The organism is Streptomyces sp. 8K308, assembly GCF_004348315.1.
In the GTDB taxonomy this organism is placed as follows: Bacteria; Actinomycetota; Actinomycetes; order Streptomycetales; family Streptomycetaceae; genus Streptomyces.
The window spans coordinates 1-16,130 of record NZ_SMKC01000145.1 but is presented as its reverse complement, the minus strand read 5'-3'; the positions used below and the strand labels follow the sequence as shown (position 1 = coordinate 16,130).

The 16,130-nt window shown below is 70.2% G+C and carries 19 protein-coding genes; 9 read left to right on the top strand and 10 right to left on the bottom strand.

Annotated elements, in window-relative coordinates:
• Positions 1 to 169 precede the first annotated feature (169 nt).
• Positions 170 to 1,240 carry a hypothetical protein gene (locus E1265_RS20075; RefSeq protein WP_132931892.1) on the top strand — a complete coding sequence of 357 codons (1,071 nt, stop codon included), beginning with the start codon at positions 170 to 172 and terminating at the stop codon, positions 1,238 to 1,240.
• A gap of 339 nt (positions 1,241 to 1,579) precedes the next feature.
• A complete protein-coding gene (locus tag E1265_RS20070) occupies positions 1,580 to 2,854 on the top strand; it encodes a S8 family serine peptidase (protein ID WP_165953809.1) in 1,275 nt (424 codons plus the stop codon).
• A gap of 102 nt (positions 2,855 to 2,956) precedes the next feature.
• Here the strand turns inward: E1265_RS20070 and E1265_RS20065 are convergent, their stop codons facing one another.
• The 6 genes from E1265_RS20065 to E1265_RS20040 all read right to left on the bottom strand — a co-directional run bounded on the left by E1265_RS20065 (position 2,957) and on the right by E1265_RS20040 (position 7,606).
• Positions 2,957 to 3,610 (bottom strand): hypothetical protein, encoded by a 654-nt coding sequence (locus E1265_RS20065; RefSeq protein ID WP_132931889.1) that lies wholly within the window; start codon positions 3,608 to 3,610, stop codon positions 2,957 to 2,959.
• A 1-nt stretch (position 3,611) separates the two neighbouring features.
• Entirely contained in the window at positions 3,612 to 5,903 is a 2,292-nt protein-coding gene (locus E1265_RS20060) for a DUF6571 family protein (protein WP_132931887.1), read from the bottom strand.
• Positions 5,904 to 5,942: 39 nt separating this feature from the next.
• Positions 5,943 to 6,377, bottom strand: coding sequence for a hypothetical protein (locus E1265_RS20055; protein WP_132931885.1), 435 nt, complete (start codon positions 6,375 to 6,377; stop codon positions 5,943 to 5,945).
• Between the two features lie 68 nt (positions 6,378 to 6,445).
• Positions 6,446 to 6,745, bottom strand: a complete 300-nt coding sequence (locus E1265_RS20050; protein WP_132931883.1) for a WXG100 family type VII secretion target — start codon at positions 6,743 to 6,745, stop codon at positions 6,446 to 6,448.
• A gap of 18 nt (positions 6,746 to 6,763) precedes the next feature.
• Positions 6,764 to 7,096, bottom strand: a complete 333-nt coding sequence (locus E1265_RS20045; RefSeq protein ID WP_132931881.1) for a hypothetical protein — start codon at positions 7,094 to 7,096, stop codon at positions 6,764 to 6,766.
• Positions 7,097 to 7,165: 69 nt separating this feature from the next.
• Complete coding sequence (locus tag E1265_RS20040; RefSeq protein WP_132931879.1) at positions 7,166 to 7,606, bottom strand: hypothetical protein; 441 nt, start codon at positions 7,604 to 7,606, stop codon at positions 7,166 to 7,168.
• A gap of 204 nt (positions 7,607 to 7,810) precedes the next feature.
• On the opposite strand from E1265_RS20040, the gene E1265_RS20035 reads away from it, so the two are divergent.
• On the top strand, positions 7,811 to 8,086 hold the full coding sequence (locus E1265_RS20035) for a hypothetical protein (RefSeq protein WP_243740959.1): 276 nt from the start codon (positions 7,811 to 7,813) through the stop codon (positions 8,084 to 8,086).
• Between the two features lie 5 nt (positions 8,087 to 8,091).
• Here E1265_RS20035 and E1265_RS20030 read toward each other — a convergent pair whose 3' ends face one another.
• Positions 8,092 to 8,511, bottom strand: coding sequence for an ATP-binding protein (locus tag E1265_RS20030; RefSeq protein WP_243740958.1), 420 nt, complete (start codon positions 8,509 to 8,511; stop codon positions 8,092 to 8,094).
• A 91-nt stretch (positions 8,512 to 8,602) separates the two neighbouring features.
• Between E1265_RS20030 and E1265_RS20025 the strand changes: the two genes are divergently transcribed.
• Genes E1265_RS20025 through E1265_RS20015 form a run of 3 tightly spaced genes read left to right on the top strand, consistent with a single transcriptional unit; the run spans position 8,603 to position 9,883 of the window.
• Positions 8,603 to 9,436 (top strand): helix-turn-helix transcriptional regulator, encoded by an 834-nt coding sequence (locus E1265_RS20025; protein WP_132931875.1) that lies wholly within the window; start codon positions 8,603 to 8,605, stop codon positions 9,434 to 9,436.
• Positions 9,411 to 9,602 carry a DUF397 domain-containing protein gene (locus E1265_RS20020; RefSeq protein WP_132931873.1) on the top strand — a complete coding sequence of 64 codons (192 nt, stop codon included), beginning with the start codon at positions 9,411 to 9,413 and terminating at the stop codon, positions 9,600 to 9,602. The genes E1265_RS20025 and E1265_RS20020 overlap by 26 nt, the downstream gene beginning before the upstream one ends.
• Positions 9,602 to 9,883, top strand: a complete 282-nt coding sequence (locus tag E1265_RS20015) for a DUF397 domain-containing protein (RefSeq protein WP_132931872.1) — start codon at positions 9,602 to 9,604, stop codon at positions 9,881 to 9,883. Before E1265_RS20020 ends, E1265_RS20015 begins: the two co-directional genes overlap by 1 nt.
• 117 nt (positions 9,884 to 10,000) lie before the next feature.
• On the opposite strand, the gene E1265_RS20010 is transcribed toward E1265_RS20015, so the two are convergent.
• The 3 genes from E1265_RS20010 to eccB are packed head-to-tail and all read right to left on the bottom strand — an operon-like array spanning position 10,001 to position 13,411.
• Positions 10,001 to 10,711: a class I SAM-dependent methyltransferase gene (locus E1265_RS20010; protein WP_132931870.1), complete on the bottom strand. Its 711-nt coding sequence runs from the start codon at positions 10,709 to 10,711 to the stop codon at positions 10,001 to 10,003.
• Between the two features lie 43 nt (positions 10,712 to 10,754).
• The gene (mycP, locus tag E1265_RS20005; RefSeq protein ID WP_132931868.1) at positions 10,755 to 11,930 is read right to left on the bottom strand and encodes a type VII secretion-associated serine protease mycosin; all 1,176 of its coding nucleotides are present in this window, start codon (positions 11,928 to 11,930) and stop codon (positions 10,755 to 10,757) included.
• 2 nt (positions 11,931 to 11,932) lie between these two features.
• Entirely contained in the window at positions 11,933 to 13,411 is a 1,479-nt protein-coding gene (gene eccB, locus E1265_RS20000; RefSeq protein WP_132931866.1) for a type VII secretion protein EccB, read from the bottom strand.
• Between the two features lie 113 nt (positions 13,412 to 13,524).
• Between eccB and eccE the strand changes: the two genes are divergently transcribed.
• The 3 genes from eccE to E1265_RS38150 form a co-directional block, all read left to right on the top strand.
• Positions 13,525 to 14,838 carry a type VII secretion protein EccE gene (gene eccE, locus E1265_RS19995; RefSeq protein WP_132931864.1) on the top strand — a complete coding sequence of 438 codons (1,314 nt, stop codon included), beginning with the start codon at positions 13,525 to 13,527 and terminating at the stop codon, positions 14,836 to 14,838.
• A complete protein-coding gene (locus tag E1265_RS19990) occupies positions 14,838 to 15,518 on the top strand; it encodes a hypothetical protein (protein WP_132931862.1) in 681 nt (226 codons plus the stop codon). The genes eccE and E1265_RS19990 overlap by 1 nt, the downstream gene beginning before the upstream one ends.
• A 303-nt stretch (positions 15,519 to 15,821) precedes the next feature.
• On the top strand, positions 15,822 to 16,130 hold a 309-nt coding region (locus E1265_RS38150), incomplete at its 3' end, for an SCO5717 family growth-regulating ATPase (protein ID WP_279571449.1).

Here is a 16,130-nt window from a genome sequence, read left to right as displayed (position 1 = left end):
CCCCCGGGCCGCGCCCAACTCGTCTCCCGCCGCCGGGACAACCCACTGGTGCAACTGGGGTGGCTGCCGGAGGAGTGACGGGAAGTACGGTTGCCGGGTGTAGCGAGGGGTTAACTACGATGGTGGTCGCGCCGGCTTGGCACCGGACGTCGTGGAGGGGGCGGTCGGGATGGGCGAGTTCGAGCGGTACACGCACGAGCAGCTGGCCGGTTTGCTGGCAAGTGCGGATCCCGAGCAGTTGACGGCCCGGGCGGATGTCCTGCTAGCGATGGCCCGAGGGTTGAACGGCGCTGACAAGCAGGTCCTTGTCCAGATGTCTCAGGTTGAGTGGCAGGGCGAGAACGCGAAAGCTTTTCGGGCCTGGGGCCGGCATCTGGTCCAGGAGTCCGCCACGCTGGCCGACTACGCCCGGACCGTCGGCAACGCGCTGCAGGACGCCGGCCAGGCGTTGAGCGAGGCGCGGGCGGCCATGCCGCCGACGCCCGAGCGGCCCGCACCGGTGTCCGAGACGGCGATCGCTTCGGTGTCCGAGGAGTTGGAACGGCAGGAAGCCATCCACGTGCTGGAGCGGCTGTCGTCAAGTTACCGCGCGGCGGCGGACGACATGGCGGGGGCGCAGGAGCCTCGGTTCAGACCAGTGATGCTGGAGGACTTCGAAGGCGGCAAGGAAACACGCAGTCCGTCTCAGTCTTCCGCACCGGTCGAGCCAAGCTCATGGAAGGACCAGAGCCCCGTCAACGCCGCTTCCAGAGAGATAGCTTCCAGCGAAGGCCGAGAAACGAGCCCAACCCAACAGGTTGGCCTTCCGAGTGCGGGCGAGCGTGCTACGGAGGTAGCCACGCCTCCTCTCGCAGTCATCGACGAGCCCATGAGTACCTCGCTCGATTCAACGGCACCAGTGCTGGAGCCTCGGCTCCCCGCTGCGGAGACAGCCACACCTGTGGCCAGGTTGAATCCCGCGATTGATGGAGGCGATGAGTTTGTGGACCGAGCACCTCAACCGGGGACGGTCGGGCCGCTTCCGCAGCGTCGAAACCTGTCGGATGGTCCCCTGACTGGCCCTCGATCCCCTAGTGTGGGGCAGCCGCCCGTTGTGCCGGGCGCGGAGGTCAGGGGGTTTCCCGCCTGCCCGTGTGGCGGCCGGGTGGCGAGACTGGACCCGCGGTCGCGGCTGCACCGGGCAGTGGTCACGGGCCGGCGGTTGGCCGTCCGCCGCTGCAGGGCCCTGTGGGGCCCTTGAGCATGGAGAATTCCCGCGGAACGCAGTCGCCGAGCGGCGTCGTTGGCGGCATCGCCCGCCGTCCGCCCAGTGCTGGCCGTGGCCTGCCGAACAGCACCGCCATAGGAGCCCAGTCCGAGATGGCTTACCGCGATCCGACGACTGGCCTTGTTCGCGGACCCGGCGGTGTGCCAGTCATGAAACGTGCCAGGGAGGCGAGCAATCGTCCTTCGGCGCCCTCCGGTGTATCGGCAAGGGGCTCGCGGTCAGGGGACCATCCCGCGCGGCGGAGCAGAAGGCGGCCCGACCCGTCGGCGAACGACGACCGTGGAACGACTCAGGATGGGAAAAGCTGAAGCGATGGCGGAGACCCATCGCTCGGGCAGCCGGCGCCGTTGGGGCGTTTGGATCTGGCCGCTCGTGGCGATCCTGTGGTGCCACGGGCTTGCCGCGCCAGGCGCGACTGCTGATGAGGCGACCAGTGGCTGGCAGTTGGGGGCCCTGCGGGCCGAGGAGATCTGGCAGCACACTCGTGGTGAAGGCGTCACTGTGGCCGTCATCGACAGTGGAGTGGATAATTCCATTCCCGAACTGCGCGGACAGGTCCTGGAGGGAGCTGATGTGACGCGCTCCCCCGAAGGAGCGAACGTCGACGAGCACGGGCATGGAACCGACATGGCGTCTCTCATCGCCGGCACGGGGGCAGAGGGTGGAGTTCAAGGGCTCGCACCAGGTGCCAACGTCCTCCCCGTTCGGGTGCAGCAGACGCAGAGCGACCTCGATTTCCAGCATGAGGAGCGTTGGGCTGAGGCGGTCTCCTACGCGGTTGAGGCCGGTGCCCAGGTCATCAGCATCTCCCTCAGCATGCCAGACCTGGGATTTGCGAGCGATCAGCTCGACGCTGCCATAGCTGAAGCTGTGAGACATGACGTCCTGATCTTCGCTTCCACTGGAAACTCTGGTGGAGAAGACAACCGCTCTACCTTCCCGTCCAACCAGGAAGGCGTGGTGGGCGTCGCAGCCGTAGACCCCGACGGGGAGCACGCCACGTACTCCACCTATGGCCCGCAGGTTGCCATCGCCGCGCCAGGCACGGATATCCCCCTGCGGTGCGGGATCGGCAGCTCGGAGATGTGCCTTGGGTATGGCACGAGCAATGCCACCGCCATCGCCTCCGCCTCCGCCGCCCTGATCTGGTCCGCGCACCCGGACTGGACGAAGAACCAGGTGTTGCGGGCCGTGATCGATACGGCCAGCGGGGGTGGGCAGCGGGATCAGTATGTGGGGTACGGGATGATCCAGCCGGCCCGGGTCATCGTGGATGGGGAAGGCGAGCCGGGGGATCCAGACGTCAATCCACTGTTCGAGGCGTATGAGGCGTCGCTCGATCCACCTGCCACGCCGGAGCCGCAGCCCGTCGAGGACGAGCCAACGCATGGCTCGGGGGAAGAGCAAGAGGCGGAGCCGGTGGAGGCGCCCACAGAGAGCGGGGGAAGCCAGGCCCTCTGGTTGGTGATCGGGGGCGGCGGACTGGCCATAGGGGCTGCCGTAGTTGCTTGGGTGGTGTGGAACCGGCGGCGGCAGCGGTTGGGGACGGTATACGTCGGCACTGCGTCGCCACCAGGCGAGAGATAAGGGCTGGTGGCGCGCCACGCGTTGCCAAAAGCGTCACCACGCCCGTCAACGCTGGGGCTGCCGCTCCCACGCGTGTCCGTCCGCCCCGCGCTCTCCAGTTGGTCAGTCGGCGAGCCGCTCAGGCGTGCCCTCAGCCAGACCTGATTCCTCCAGGCACCCGAGCCTCTCGGCCACGGCGCGGGAGACGGAGTTAAGGATCGCGATGTGGCCGTCGCCGGCCGCCACGTCGTAGGTGAACAGGTCGCCGGCCAGGTAGCCTCCCGGAACGGAGTCCACCGGGCATGCGAACTCGAGGAAGGCGGAGCCGTCCTGTGTATAGGCGTACTCGCCTGTGGCATACGCAACTTCGGGCGGATCCGTTTCGCCGTTTGACGTCACCGCTTCCCGCCAGCCGAATTCGAGGGTCGCGATCGGGCGTTCCTCGTCCGCACCGTAGACGCGGCAGAATCCTTCCCAACGGCTCGCTGAATCGCGGAGGACTTCGAGGTACTCAGCCAGGTCCGGGGAGGTCGCTGACCGGTACGACCTGTCGCGGAATTCGTCGCGACCAGTGATCTCCTCGAAGTCGCCCGCTGCGGCTTGTGAGATCGTCCCGTCGCAGACCTGCGTGGCCGGCACGCTGCTCGACGGCTCGGTGGCCGAAGCGTCGTCTTCGGGTTCCGACCCGCAGGAAGCCACCGTGAGCGCGCTGGCGATCGCCCACGAGGCGAGCAACCGCGTGCCGTACTGAGACCTCGAAGATCGAGTGGTGGACATATCAGCCTTCATTCGGTTGCTCGTCATACTGATTACTCACATCGACACCGTTCCAGTATTGGTTCTTAACGTCGTCGTGGAGATTGTTCGCATCCAGGGACGCAGCAGCCCTCTCCTCGTACATCCCGGCGAGGTCACCCAACTGGATCTCGGTATCCTCGCGGAGGTCTCCGGTCATCATGTCTTGAGCTCCGCGATCGGCCTCCACGCCTGCCGAACCATCGATCGTCTGACCGAAGAACTCCCCGAGGAAAACACCAGCCGTCGAGGCGGCGATGGGCACCACCACGGCCACAGGGCCTGAACTGCCTGCCACGGCGGCCGCAGCCGCACCGGTACCGATACCGATGAGAGCATTGCTACCGGCTTTCCACCAACTCGCCGCTTGTTGCTCGGCTCCCCTCGCAGCATCGGTGCCCGCCCCATAGTCCGCCTCGATCTGGCTGATCCGTGCACCGTCGAGGATTCCACGCACCTCAGCGGCGGTGCGCAAAGAACGCTCGCCTCGTGCGAAGGCTTCTTGGTCATCGGGGGGAAAGGCGTCGAGATTGCCAAGCGTGTAAACATGTTGGGCCTGGCTCATGACGCGGTGGGATTCCTCGTGATGCCCCAAAGCGTCCAAGAACTCGATGGTGGCTCGGCGGCTGTTGTCGAGCCGGCCGTCGTAGGGGGAAACGAAAGCGCTGTCCGATACCTCCGGAGCGCTTTGCCCAGCCATCGAGATCACGTAGTCGATATCGTCCACGTACGCGGCGGCCATGAGGCCCAAACGACCGGCCATCTCGGGTTGTTCGTCGAGCAGGCGCGGATCGTGGGCGCCGTAGAGCTGGACCACCTGTTCCATCACGGCAGAGGTATGGGTAGAACGCAAATCGGTGACGAGCGCTGTTTCTCCGGCTCCGCCGAGCAACTCAGCTGACGCATGCCCGGTGGTGGCTGCCAGGAGTGCGTTGCCCAGCGACGGATGCGCGGGACGGGGGTCAGGGTGCCCTTGGTGATCCACGCTGGTCCACCATTCGCGCTCGATGGCCAGATAGGCGAGGTGGTTGTTGAGGCGGTCACGGTTCTCGCGTACCGAGTCCGCGTCGGTGATGTCCACGCTGGCCGTCGGGTCGAAGTCATTCGGCGGTGCGAAGAACTGCGTGGAGGCGTCAGGGTTGTGGCCGAGGGCGTTGAGGAAGCCGATGACCGGGTCGTGGCCGATGTTGCCGGAGTCGATGAGGTTGCCCTCATCGTCGCGTTGTGTAGGGAAGTTGAACGGAGGGAGGTAGGGGCTATCCCAGAGCTGGGCGGCGGCACGGTCGTCGGCGCGTTCGCAGGTCATGAGCTTGTCGCCATAGGCAAGGAGGAAGTCGGTGTCGTACTCGCCCGCGTTCATCAGGGCGCTCATCACCTGGAAGCCGTAGGGGCCGTCGGCGCCACCCACGCGGTTGGGGGCAAGGGAGAGCATGCTCTCCTCCCAACGCTCCATAGCAGAAGAGTCAGAGCGGGTGGCGGCCCCGAGGACCGTGCCGAGGTTGGTCTGGATGTCGGCGAACGTCTGCCAGCTGGCGGTGCCCTCCCGAATGTCCCGGGAGACGGTGGCGCCAAACCAGAAGTCCAGCGTGCCCTGGGGGCCAAGCGCGGTGGTGACGCGTTCGGCAAAGGCCGGGTCGTCGGCGTGCTGGCCCAGGAGGGTGGCGACGTAGGCGAGTTGTTCGTCCGAAAGGTCGCTGCCCTGTTCCATCAGGCGGAGTGCGGTCTCGGCGTCCCGGTACGCCGACTCGGCCTCGTGGAGCGAGCCGTATTCGACGGGGCTGAAACGGTGCGGGTCGGTACCCATGGCGTCGCGGAGGGCCCGGGCGATGATCGCGTCATCTTCGGAGACCTGGGTCAGGATGCGGTCGATCTCGGCGGAGATCGCGATGACGGCGTCCTGACGCTCGCGGCGGGTCACGTCATCGAGACCGTCGTAGTCGGCGGTGACCTCACCAGAGGCCCGGACGTGGACGCCGTGTGCCGGGGCCTGGACCTCTATCACCTCACGTAGGTCTTCCTGCCGGGCCTTCAGACAGACATACGCGTCGTGACACAGTTCGCGCAGCGTACGGGCCTGGATAAGGGCGGCGTCGAACTGCTCGGCCTGCTCGGTCACATAGGGGAGGGTGACGGAGGCGTTCGCGCCGGTCCAGTTGACCGTCCGGGCCCGCTGGGCCATGGTCGTGGCCCTGCTCACCATGCCCTGATCGCTTTCGAAGGCGCGGACCTGGTTGTCCCAGTCCTCAACGGCCTCGTTCAGCTTCTCCAGTCGCATGTGTAGAACGTCTTCGAAGCCTGGCATCGCGCTCCCCGTCTATGCCGCGCCGGTGAGGCGGGGGTTCAGCCCCGCAGTCGTCTGGCGTACGGCGGCGGCCGTGTCCTGCTCGACCGTGGCGTGCGTCCGCACCGTGTCCTGGAGGTGCCCGGAGATGCGCCGGCAGGCGTCACGCAGGGAGTCCGCCTGGGACTGCCACCGGGTGGCCACCTCGACCAGGGCGTAGCCCGTCTCGAAACCGGGGGTGCGTAGGAAGATACCGGCCACGTGGGTGTGGTTCTCGGCGGTGTGCCCTGACGCGTCGAGGTCGTTGGCCAAGTCGTCGGCGCTGCCCTGGATGTCGGCGAGCTCCGCGCTGTGGATCTCGAGGTCGGCGCCTCCGTCGCCCTGGCCGGCGGTGCTGTTCAGCCGCGTGCGCGCGCTCTCCTCGCGGGCCCTGGCCTGGATCGCGGCCCACTCCTCGTGAAAGGACATCCCTGGTGACTCCTGGAAAGAGCGGGGTGGTACCGGCGTCTGCCGCTACCACCCACACGACCATCGCGTCAGATCGACCACTGCGCGGTCTGGCTGGCACCACGGCGATCCGCCGCCGCGTAGTCCGCGGCCGAGTTGGACAACTGGTTACCCGTCCGGCCGAGGACCTGCGCCAGGTTCTCCAGCTCCCGGGTGAAGATCACCATGTTGTCGTGGAACGCCCGCTGGGCCTCACCCGTCCAGCCCGCGCCCACGGCCCTCAGCTGGCCGTGCAGGTCCTCGATCTTCCGGAGGAGCTCCCGCTCCTGCCCGGTCAGCCCCTCGGAGCCGGCCAGGAGCGCCTGGTACCTCACGCTGATGTCGGTCATACCAATTCCCCTCCCTGATCAGCGGCCGGCGATGCCCTGGTTGAGGCCGGCCGTGGCGGCCCGCATCTGCGCGGCCTGCTCCTGTTCTTCCGCGGTGAAGCCCTGGCCGCTCATCTGGACGAGCTCCCGCAGGTTCTCCAGCGCGGGAATCATCCGGCCAAGTACCGCGTCCATCTCGCCGGCGCCCCTGACAAGCTCCCTGGCGGCGTCACCGCTCCAGCCGGCCTGGGTGTCGGCGCTGGCGCCGCTAACTCGCGAACGCACACTGCCAAGTTCGCTGATCACGGCATCCAGATTTCCCTTCAGCCGCTCGACCGGATCGGAGCTGTACAGCAGATTCGGGTCAGACATGCTTCTCGTGCCTCCTCGCGTTTCCTGGCTTCTCGTCCCCGGCGGCGATGTGAACGGCGGACTGCCGTCTCACAGCGTGAGCCCCACGCCGCCGCCGACTCCGCCCTGACTGGTGGTGGTAGCCGCCGCCTGCTGCGTGGCATACCGGCTCTCCCAGCCGCCCATGATCTGTTGGAGGCGCCGCAACTGCTCGTCCTCGACGGCCTCGTAGCCGCGCTCGGACAGCAGCGTCACGATCGCCAGCGCCTCCATGGCCTCCTGCCGGGTGCGCACGAACTCCTCAAGTCGTGTTCGCACGGCCTCATAGCGGCCAGACAGCTGGCTGACGGCGGGGATCGCCGCACCGAAGTGGCTTTCGGCCATCGCGAGCCTGGCCACGCTGTCCGGCGTCAGCCCGCTGTCGCGGAGCCCTATCTCGATCTCGTCCAGTCGGCCGGCGAAGCCGCTCAGTGCGCCGTCGCCGACGTGGAGGTCCGCCTGTCCCGTCGGCGCACGCGGATCGTCAGTCACCCCGCCCCCCTCTTCAACACCTCGTGCCCCCTCGATCACCGAGAGCCACTCATCCTAAACCGGTCACCCCGGGCCCGGGCAACGCGATTGCGAACAAGCGTTATAGGGATGAGAGTTACCGTACCGTCCGGTCACATCCGTGCCAGTACTCAGATGCCGCTGAGTACCTGCAGCGCAGCTGGCCAAACGGCCTATGCTGCTGTCGTGACTTCGACACAGCAGGGGCTCACCCCGCGCCAGGCGCGCCGGCTGCGGATGGGGATCGCCGCGGGGGCGATGGTGGCGATGGCGGTCCTGCTCGTCGTCCAGCTGGGCGACGGGTCGTCCCTGCGGTCCCTGGGTCTGTACGGCGCGGCGTTCGTCGTCTCCGGGTCGGTCATCGAGATGAGCCGCCGGGGACGGACGCGGTTGGGGATGGCCGTGTTGGTGGCCGGCTTCGTGCTGCTGCTGGGGACCGACTGGTGGCTGCGCACCTTCTGAAGCGGCTACGCCTTCATCTCGCACCACACCGTCTTGCCGCCCCCTTCGCCGAGCCGGGTGACGCCCATGGCGTCGGTGACCGCGGCGACGAGGTCAAGACCTCGGCCTGACTCCCGCCAGACGTCGTGCGGTTGCACCACGGGGAGGACGGGGTGGCGGTCGGTGATCTCGATGCGGATGCCCTCGTCGTGGCGGAGCAGGGTCAGCCGGCACCAGCGGTCGGGGACGTGTCGGATGACGTTGGCGAGCAGCTCGGATGTCGCGATCTCGGCCGCGTCCGTCAGGTGGGGCAGGCCCCACAGTCGCAGGTAGCCACGGACGATGCGGCGGACGTGGGCGGGTGAGTGTTCGCCGCAGGTCATCTCGAAGCCGTGGCGGCGGGGCGGGACCGGGTCATCGTCGGGGGCGCACGTTGTTCCGTTCACCCCACAAGACTGCGCTCGCGTGGCTACTTTGAGCTATGGGGGGAATGCAATGCGCAGTCGGTTTGAGTTGCGGTCGGGCAGGGAGTGGCCGATGGTGAACATCAAGGAGCTGGATCCGGGGGCGTCTCCGCTGGCGTACTTCGGTTCCGAGCTGCGGCGGTTGCGGACGGGCGCCGAGCTCACGCTGGACCAGCTGGGCAGGGCGGTGTTCCTGACCGGCTCGCAGATCGGGCAGTTCGAGAACGCGGTGTTGATGCCGAAGCTGGAGCATCTGGAGCGGCTCGACGCCGCGTTGAACGCGGACGGCGCGCTGCTGCGGCTGTGGCCGCTGATCAGCCGTAGCGCCTTGCCGAAGTGGTTCCAGAAGCAGGCGAATCTGGAGCAGAGGGCCACGGAGATCTACACGTTCAACCCGCAGTTGGTGCATGGGCTGCTCCAGACCGAGCGGTATGCGAGGGCGGTGCTGGGGGCGATGCACAGCAACGATCTTGACACGCGGGTGGTGGCTCGGTTGGAGCGGCAGAAGATCCTGAAGCGGGACGAGCCGCCGGTGCTCTGGGCGGTGTTGAGCGAGGCGGTGCTGTACCAGGAGATCGGTGGGAAGGAGGTGATGCGGGAGCAGCTGGCGCGTCTGCTGAGCTTCCGGGCGAACGATCTGGTGAACGTGCAGATCCTGCCGTTCAGCGCTGGGATGCATGCTGGGCTGCTGGGCGCCTTCACGGTGTTGCGGTTCGCGGACACGCCGGACGTGGCCTATCAGGAGGGCTATGACGGGGGCGTCGCGACCGTCGACGGGGCCAAGGTTCGTGACCGTGCGCTGCGGTACGATCACCTACAGGCCGCCGCTCTGTCGATCGAGGAGTCGGCGGAGCTGATCGCCCGGGTGATGAAGGAGCGCTATGGAGAAGGCCCTGAGGTGGCGTAAATCCAGCTACAGCGGTGACACCGGCGGCGAGTGCGTCGAGGTCGCGGCGGATGGCGCCGCCGTCGCGGTGCGGGATTCGAAGCGTGCCGAGGTGGCGTGCGCGGGCGTGACGGTGTCCGCCTGGCGGGCGTTCGTTGACGCCGTGAACGATGAGGAGTTGCGCTGATGGCCGCGACCGAGACGCCGGAAGAGATCGCCGCGCGCAAGGAGCGCGAGCGGGACGAGTTGTACTCCCGGGACATCTCGGGGGTGGAGTGGCTCAGCGCGCCCGACGGGCCGCAGGACGAGAAGGTGGAGATCGCCTACCTGCCGGGCGGCGGCGTCGGCATGCGCAACTCCAAGGACCCGAATACGGTGCTGCGCTTCACCGACGCCGAGTGGGAGGCCTTCGTCCTGGGCGCGCGGGACGGCGAGTTCGACATCGAGGAGCCGGGACAGCCGGCGTAGGCGCTCTGCTGGGTAGTGCCGCGGCGGGCCGTGTTTTCGCCTACGGCACCGTCGTGGCCGGTCGCTCTGCGCCTCTTTCGGGTGCCGCCGCGCCGAAGCGGGCTTCGCCCGATCCGCTCAGCGTCGCAGGCAGGTGTAGGTGCCGAAGAGGCGCCCCGCGAAGTCGACCTCGACGATCTCGAACCCGGCGCGGGTGAGCATCGGTTCGAAGAGCCAGCGGTAGGTGCTGTGTTCGGTGCGGATGTGTTCCGCGTAGTCCTCTGGGGTGTAGCCGTCGGCCGGGTCGCGATGGGCCGCGTCGGCGAACCAGCCGGCGAAGACGGCGTCGGCCTGGGCCGGTTCGAAGTCGTAGATCAGGTCGCGGAGCCGCAGCACGCCGCCGGGGCGCAGGATGGCGGCGATGCGGACCAGGGCGATCGTCTTCCAGAAGTCCGGCAGTTGGTGCAGCGCGTGCCGGGTGTGCACGGCGTCGGCGGGTGGGCCCTGGTGGTCGTAGCTGAGGAAGCCGGCCTGGACGCACTCGAGCGTGGTCAGGCCCGCCTCGACGGCGCGGCCGCGGATGGTGGCCAGCATGGCCGGGGAGACGTCGGCGGCCACCACCCGGCCGAAGGCCCCGACGGCGGCGAGGGCGAAGCGGCCGGTGCCGGCGCCGAGGTCCACCACGGTGGCGTCGGGGGCCACGCCGTGGGCGCGAATGGCGTCGATGTCGTCGGTGGGGTCGGGATAGCCCTGCTTGCGGTCGAAGCCGGCGACGAAGGCCGGGTCGAGGTGTTCGGGCCCGGCGTGGGCGAGTTCGTCGAGCGTCCAGGACGGGTGCGCGTGCGGCATGAGCGCGAGCGTGCCACACGCGGCCACGGGCCGCGCCCGGTTTTCAGGCGCGCCGGCGGCGCCGGTCGCGGCCGACCAGGGCGATGCCCGCGATCACGGCGGTGAGCACCGCGGCGGCCAACACGGCGTAGGTGCCGAGCCGTTCGGCCCGCTCCGCGTGGGTCTCGCCGAGGGCGAGGTCGGGGATCTCCGGTGCCGGGGCAACCGCGGGGGCCTCGTCGGGTACCGGTTCGTCCGGCGGGACGGTCGGGCGCTCGGTGAGGGCGCGCACGGGGTCGACCACGCCCCAGCCGACGTGGGGGTCGGGCCCCGGGATGGCGCGTTCCGCGGTCTGTTGGAGGTGGGCGACGACCTGCTGGGCGGTCCAGCCGGGTTCCGCGGCGCGTAGCAGGGCGGCGACGCCGGCGACGTAGGGGGCCGCGAAGCTCGTGCCGCTGTCGACGCACTGGCCGCCGAGCGGCACGGTGGAGACCATGTCAACGCCCGGCGCGGCGATTCCGACGAAGTCGCCTGACTGCGAGAAGGGAGCGCGCTCGTTGTTGCGGTCGGAGGCAGCGACGGCCAGCACGCCCTCGTAGGCCGCCGGGAAGGTGTCGCGTTGTTCCCCGTCCGCGCCTTCGTTGCCGGCCGAGGCGATGACGACGATGTCGGCGGCGAGCGCGGCGTCGACGGCTTGGCGCAGCGCGGAGTCCTCGGACAGGGCGCCGTCGGTGTCCTGGGAGATGTTGATGATGTCGGCGCCGGCCTGGATGGCGTACTGGATAGCAGCGGTGAGGGTGGCCACATCGCCTTCGCCCTCGGCGTCGCTTGCCCGGATGGGGATGATGGTGGCCCCGGGGGCGAGGCCGACGAAGCCGGTGTCGCCGCTCTCGCGGGCGGCGATGATGCCGGCGACCTTGGTGCCGTGGCCCACCGGGTCGGTGGTCTGGTCGCCCTGCTCGCCGGTGAGGTCGGCGCCGCGCTCGGCCGCGACGGCTTCGGCGAGTTGGGGGTTGCGATTGTCGACGCCGCTGTCGATGACGGCGACACTGACGCCGTCCCCGTGGCTGATGTCCCAGAGCTGGTCGAGTCGGACGCGCTGGAGCGACCAGGGGCGCTCCTCGATCGGTTCGGCCGGGAAGGCGCACTGGGCGCCGGTGGCGTGGGCGGTCGGGGTGCCGCCGACGAGGGTGGCGGCGGTCAGCAGGGCGAGCGCGGCGGCGCGGGAGGGTCGGCGCATGGTCATGATCCCTGCGGCCGGCTGGCGCTCAGTAGGTCGAGGCGGGGGCCGGTCGGCAGGAACCGCGACCAGTGGGCGGGCACCGGAACCGGCGTCACGTCGCCGTAGCCGAGCTTGATCTGGGCCTGTTCCTCGGCCCGGGTGCCGGTGGCGGTTGCCTGCACGGAGTAGCGAAGGCCGGTGTCGGTGACCAGGAAGACGCCGCCGGCCTCGGCCTGTCCGCCCTGCACCTGGCGGTAGAGGAGGCCGGAGCCGGGGGTGACGTAGGCGGTGGCGGCGCCGGAGGCGATGGTGGCCGGGTACTCGCTGCCGGCCCAGGTGGCGACCTCGGTGGAGCCGTCGTCGGGGTCGACGGAGAGCAGCACGGAGCAGACGGTGTCCCGCTCGGGTCCGTTGACCTGGCTGATCATGGTGCGGGGCCAGTCGAGTTCGTGGTCGATGGACTGCTCGGGCGGGGCCGGGCTGAGGCTCGGGGCGCTGACCTCGAAGGCCGTGCCGCGCTGGCCGAGCGACACGGTGTGAGGGCTGTTGAGCATCAGGTGGGCGGTGAACTCTGTGATGGGCACGACCTGCCCCGGCAACACCAGGTAGTTCTGCGGGCCGCTGCCGGTGGCTGCGGTCAGCACCATACCGACCAGGTCGGCGGCCGGTTCGAGGCCCGGCACGCCGGCGGGGGTGCCGACGGGGGCGTCGAGTCGTGGGAAGGCGATCGGGGAGCCGTCGGCGAGGGTGTCGAGCCACTCCTCGCTGACCGGCTGCGGTGGCCGCTCGTCGGTGAGCAGACGGAGCAGCACGGCGAGGTTGGTGGGGTCGGTCTCGCCGATCGGGTATTTGGTGCCGGTTCTGTCGACGAGGTAGCCGCCGTCGTCCTCGGTGGACCGGACGTACAGCACCTCGCCCTCCGCGAGCCGCTGGCGGCCCTCGACGCGGTCGGCGTCGCGGTCGGCGAGGACGAAGGCGGCCTGCTGGTAGCCTCCGCGACCGTCCGGTTGTTGGCAGACGGCCCACCGCTTGGCGTCGGCCGCCTCTTCGGCGGACGGCAGCCGGTCGGGGGCGTAGGGGATGCCGAGGGTGGGGCCGCGGGGGATGGCACCGCTGTCGAGCTCGGCCTCGTCGACGCTGACGATGTCGACCTCGGCCGGGTCGCCGAGGAGGAGGCGGGCGGAGGAGAGGTTGAGCACGGGGTGCAGTTGGGCGCCGCCGCCCTCGGTCTCCAGGACGACGTAGCGGGTGGTGGAGTCGCTGCCGATGATGACGTTGCGCCCCGGCTCGTCCCAGCCCTGGGGTACGGCCGGGCGGAAGAGCCCCCAGGCGCCGAACCCGACCAGCACCAACGCGCCCACCACCATGCCGGGAACGACGGCGCGCAGCGGGCGCGGTGCGCCCTCCTCGGTGCCGGTGGGGCTGGGCTGGAGGAAAGCCGCGACCGTGCGGCGCTTGGCAAACGTGTAGGCGTTCAGCTCGTCCTTCCGCGACGCCATGGTTGAGCGCTCCTCCCCCGTACCGTGAACCGCACCCGTGCGCTTGGCTGTCAGACCTGGGACCTACTATGCCGGGTGACGATCCGATCACGGTGAGGAGGGGGGCGAAGAACATGGCGACGACTGGCGCGACGGCGGTGCGATCCGATGCTGACGGGGCCACGAACCGGGCCCCGGACGCGGCGCGGGCCGGGGTGGTGGCGCCGCGTCCACGGGCCGGCTCCGGCGGGCTGCTCGTGCTCTGGCCGCTGGTGTGCCTCCAGGTGGCCGGCACCCTGGTGCTCGCCGGCCTCGTCGTGGCCGGGCCGGCGCGATGGGCGCTGTGGGCGCTGGCCCCGCTGCCCGTGGCGCTGCTGGTGCTGGTGGTGGCAGCGTGGCGGCGTGGGGAGCCGCTGCCGCTCCTGGTGGGCTCCACGTTGGCGCTCGGGCGACGGAGGCGGCGGGCCGCCGGGCCACTGCCCGCCGGGGATGATCCGTTGGTCTCGCTCGCCGCCGAGTGCGTGCCGGGGCTCGTCAGTCACGCGTTCGCCGGCCGGGACCGGCGGGAGCTCGGCATGGTGGCGGACGGCGGTTCGCTGACCGCGGTGCTGCGCATCGAGGCCGCGCTGGCGCCGCTGCAACCGGGCCACGGGGTGCGGCCGTTGCCGCTCTCGCTGCTCCACGCCGCGCTGGACACGGACGGGATACGGCTGGCCTCGGTGCAGTCGGTGCAGCACACGCAGCCGGCGCCGGCACCGCAGCTACCCGACCGGTCGGTAGCCGGCGCGAGTTACGCCCTGTTGCAGCCGCAGGGGCCGGGCGGGGCGCCGGCGCTGCGGCTGACGTGGGTGGCGTTGCGGCTCGATCCAGAGCTGTGCCCGGCGGCGGTGGCCGAGCGGGGCGGCGGTCTGGAGGGGGCGCAGCGGGCGCTGGCCAGGGCGGTGGAGCAGTTGGCGAGCCGGCTGGCCGGCGCCGGGTTCCGCGCCACGGTGCTGACGGAGGGTGAGCTGCTGTCCGCGGTGGCCGCGTGCGCCAGTTCCGACCCTGCGGCCACCACGCAGCTCGGGCAGGTGGAGGGGCCGCGTCCGCGCCGCACGGCGGAGGGCGCCCGGGTCTGGCGCTGCGACGACCGCTGGCACACGACGTTCCGGGTGGCGCGCTGGCCCGCGTTGGGTCCCGCCGCCACCCCGCTGCCGGGGTTGGTGGCGCTGCTGACCTCGCTGCCCGCGTTCGCCACCACGTTCTCGCTGACGCTGGTGAGCGAGGGGCGGCGGTCGGTGGCGCTCGCCGGGCACGTCCGGGTGACCGGCAGGAGCGAGGCCGAGCTGTGGGCGGCGAGCCGGCGGTTGGTTGGCGCGGCGCGGGGTTCGGGGCTGCTGCTCGCCCGGATGGACCGGCGGCAGTTGCCGGGGGTGCGGGCCACGCTGCCGCTGGGAGGGGTGCGTTGATGGGTCACGGAGGGCATGTGCTGGCCGTCGACGAGCTGGCCGCCCTCGCGCTGCCGGTGGGGGACGACGGCATCATCGTCGGGGTCGACGCCCGGTCGCGTCCCGCGGTGCTGGGGATCCACCATCCCGTGCCGTACGACATGGTGCTGATCGGCGGGGTCTGGGCGGCGCAGGTGCTGGCGCTGCGCGCGGTGGCCACCGGGGCCCGGGTCGCGGTGGAGACGGCGCGGGCTTCGCTCTGGGCGCGGCTGGCGCAGGCGGCCAACGGCGGGGTCGAGTGCATGACGCTGCACGAGGTGGGCCGGGTGCCGCCGTTGGGCGCCACGCTCGGCAGCCCCGTGCTCGTGGTGCGGGACTGCGGCACGCGACCGCCGCGCGGCCGGGTGGCATCAGCCCCCTGGCAGCCGGTGCTGACGCTGCTGCCCTATCTGAGCCCCGCGGCTCCCCCGTTGCTCGAGCGGGCCTCGCTGGTGGGGATCCAGCGGGTGTCGCCCGAGGAGGCGGCCCGGCTTGGGCGCGTCATGGCGCTTCCCACCGTCCAGGCGGAGGCGCTGTCGACCTTCGCGGAGGACGCCGTGCTGTGGTGCACCAGGACGTCGCGGCGGCTGGTGCGGATGGTGCCGACGGACAGCGAGACGGGCCTGCTGGGCGACCCGAGCCGCCTCGATCCCATCGGCTGAGGGCACCGGCGGGACTTCGACCGGGTGTCTCCGGCCGGGCGCTATAAGGCGACTATTCCGCCTATTTCATCCAACTGATGGCCGCTTGGCCGGCGTTCGCCTTGTGAGGGAACCCGCACCTACTGGGGAGGGGTAGGGGAGTTCCGGCGGTGACGACTAGGGTGATGGTGGGCACGTCAGGTGTGCCGTACAGAATGGCCTGAGCCCGTGACGGGGGAACACCGCTCGGGAGATCCGGTCCGTCATCCGCGTAGCGGGCCACACAGATGCGGATCAGAGGCAGAACCAGCAGCGGGAGGCGTCGTGAACAGCGATCGGGACAGGGTTCGCACCGCGGAGGAGACCTCCGCCGACGAACGCCCCGATGACGAGCTCCTCGAGGAGGAGTCGGAGACCACAGGGCAGTTCACCATCGACTACACGCCGCCGGCCTGGTATTCCGGCGGCGGCGCGAGTCAGCCCGCGGCTCCGGCCGGGGGTGGCGCGACCGTGCCGCCTCAGCAGCAACAGCCTCCCGCCGGCCCGCCGGTCGGGCCGCCCACGGCCCAGCAGCCCCCCGCGCAGCCGCCGGCCTTCCCCGGCCCGCCGCCTGCGCCCGGCGCGCCCGTTGGT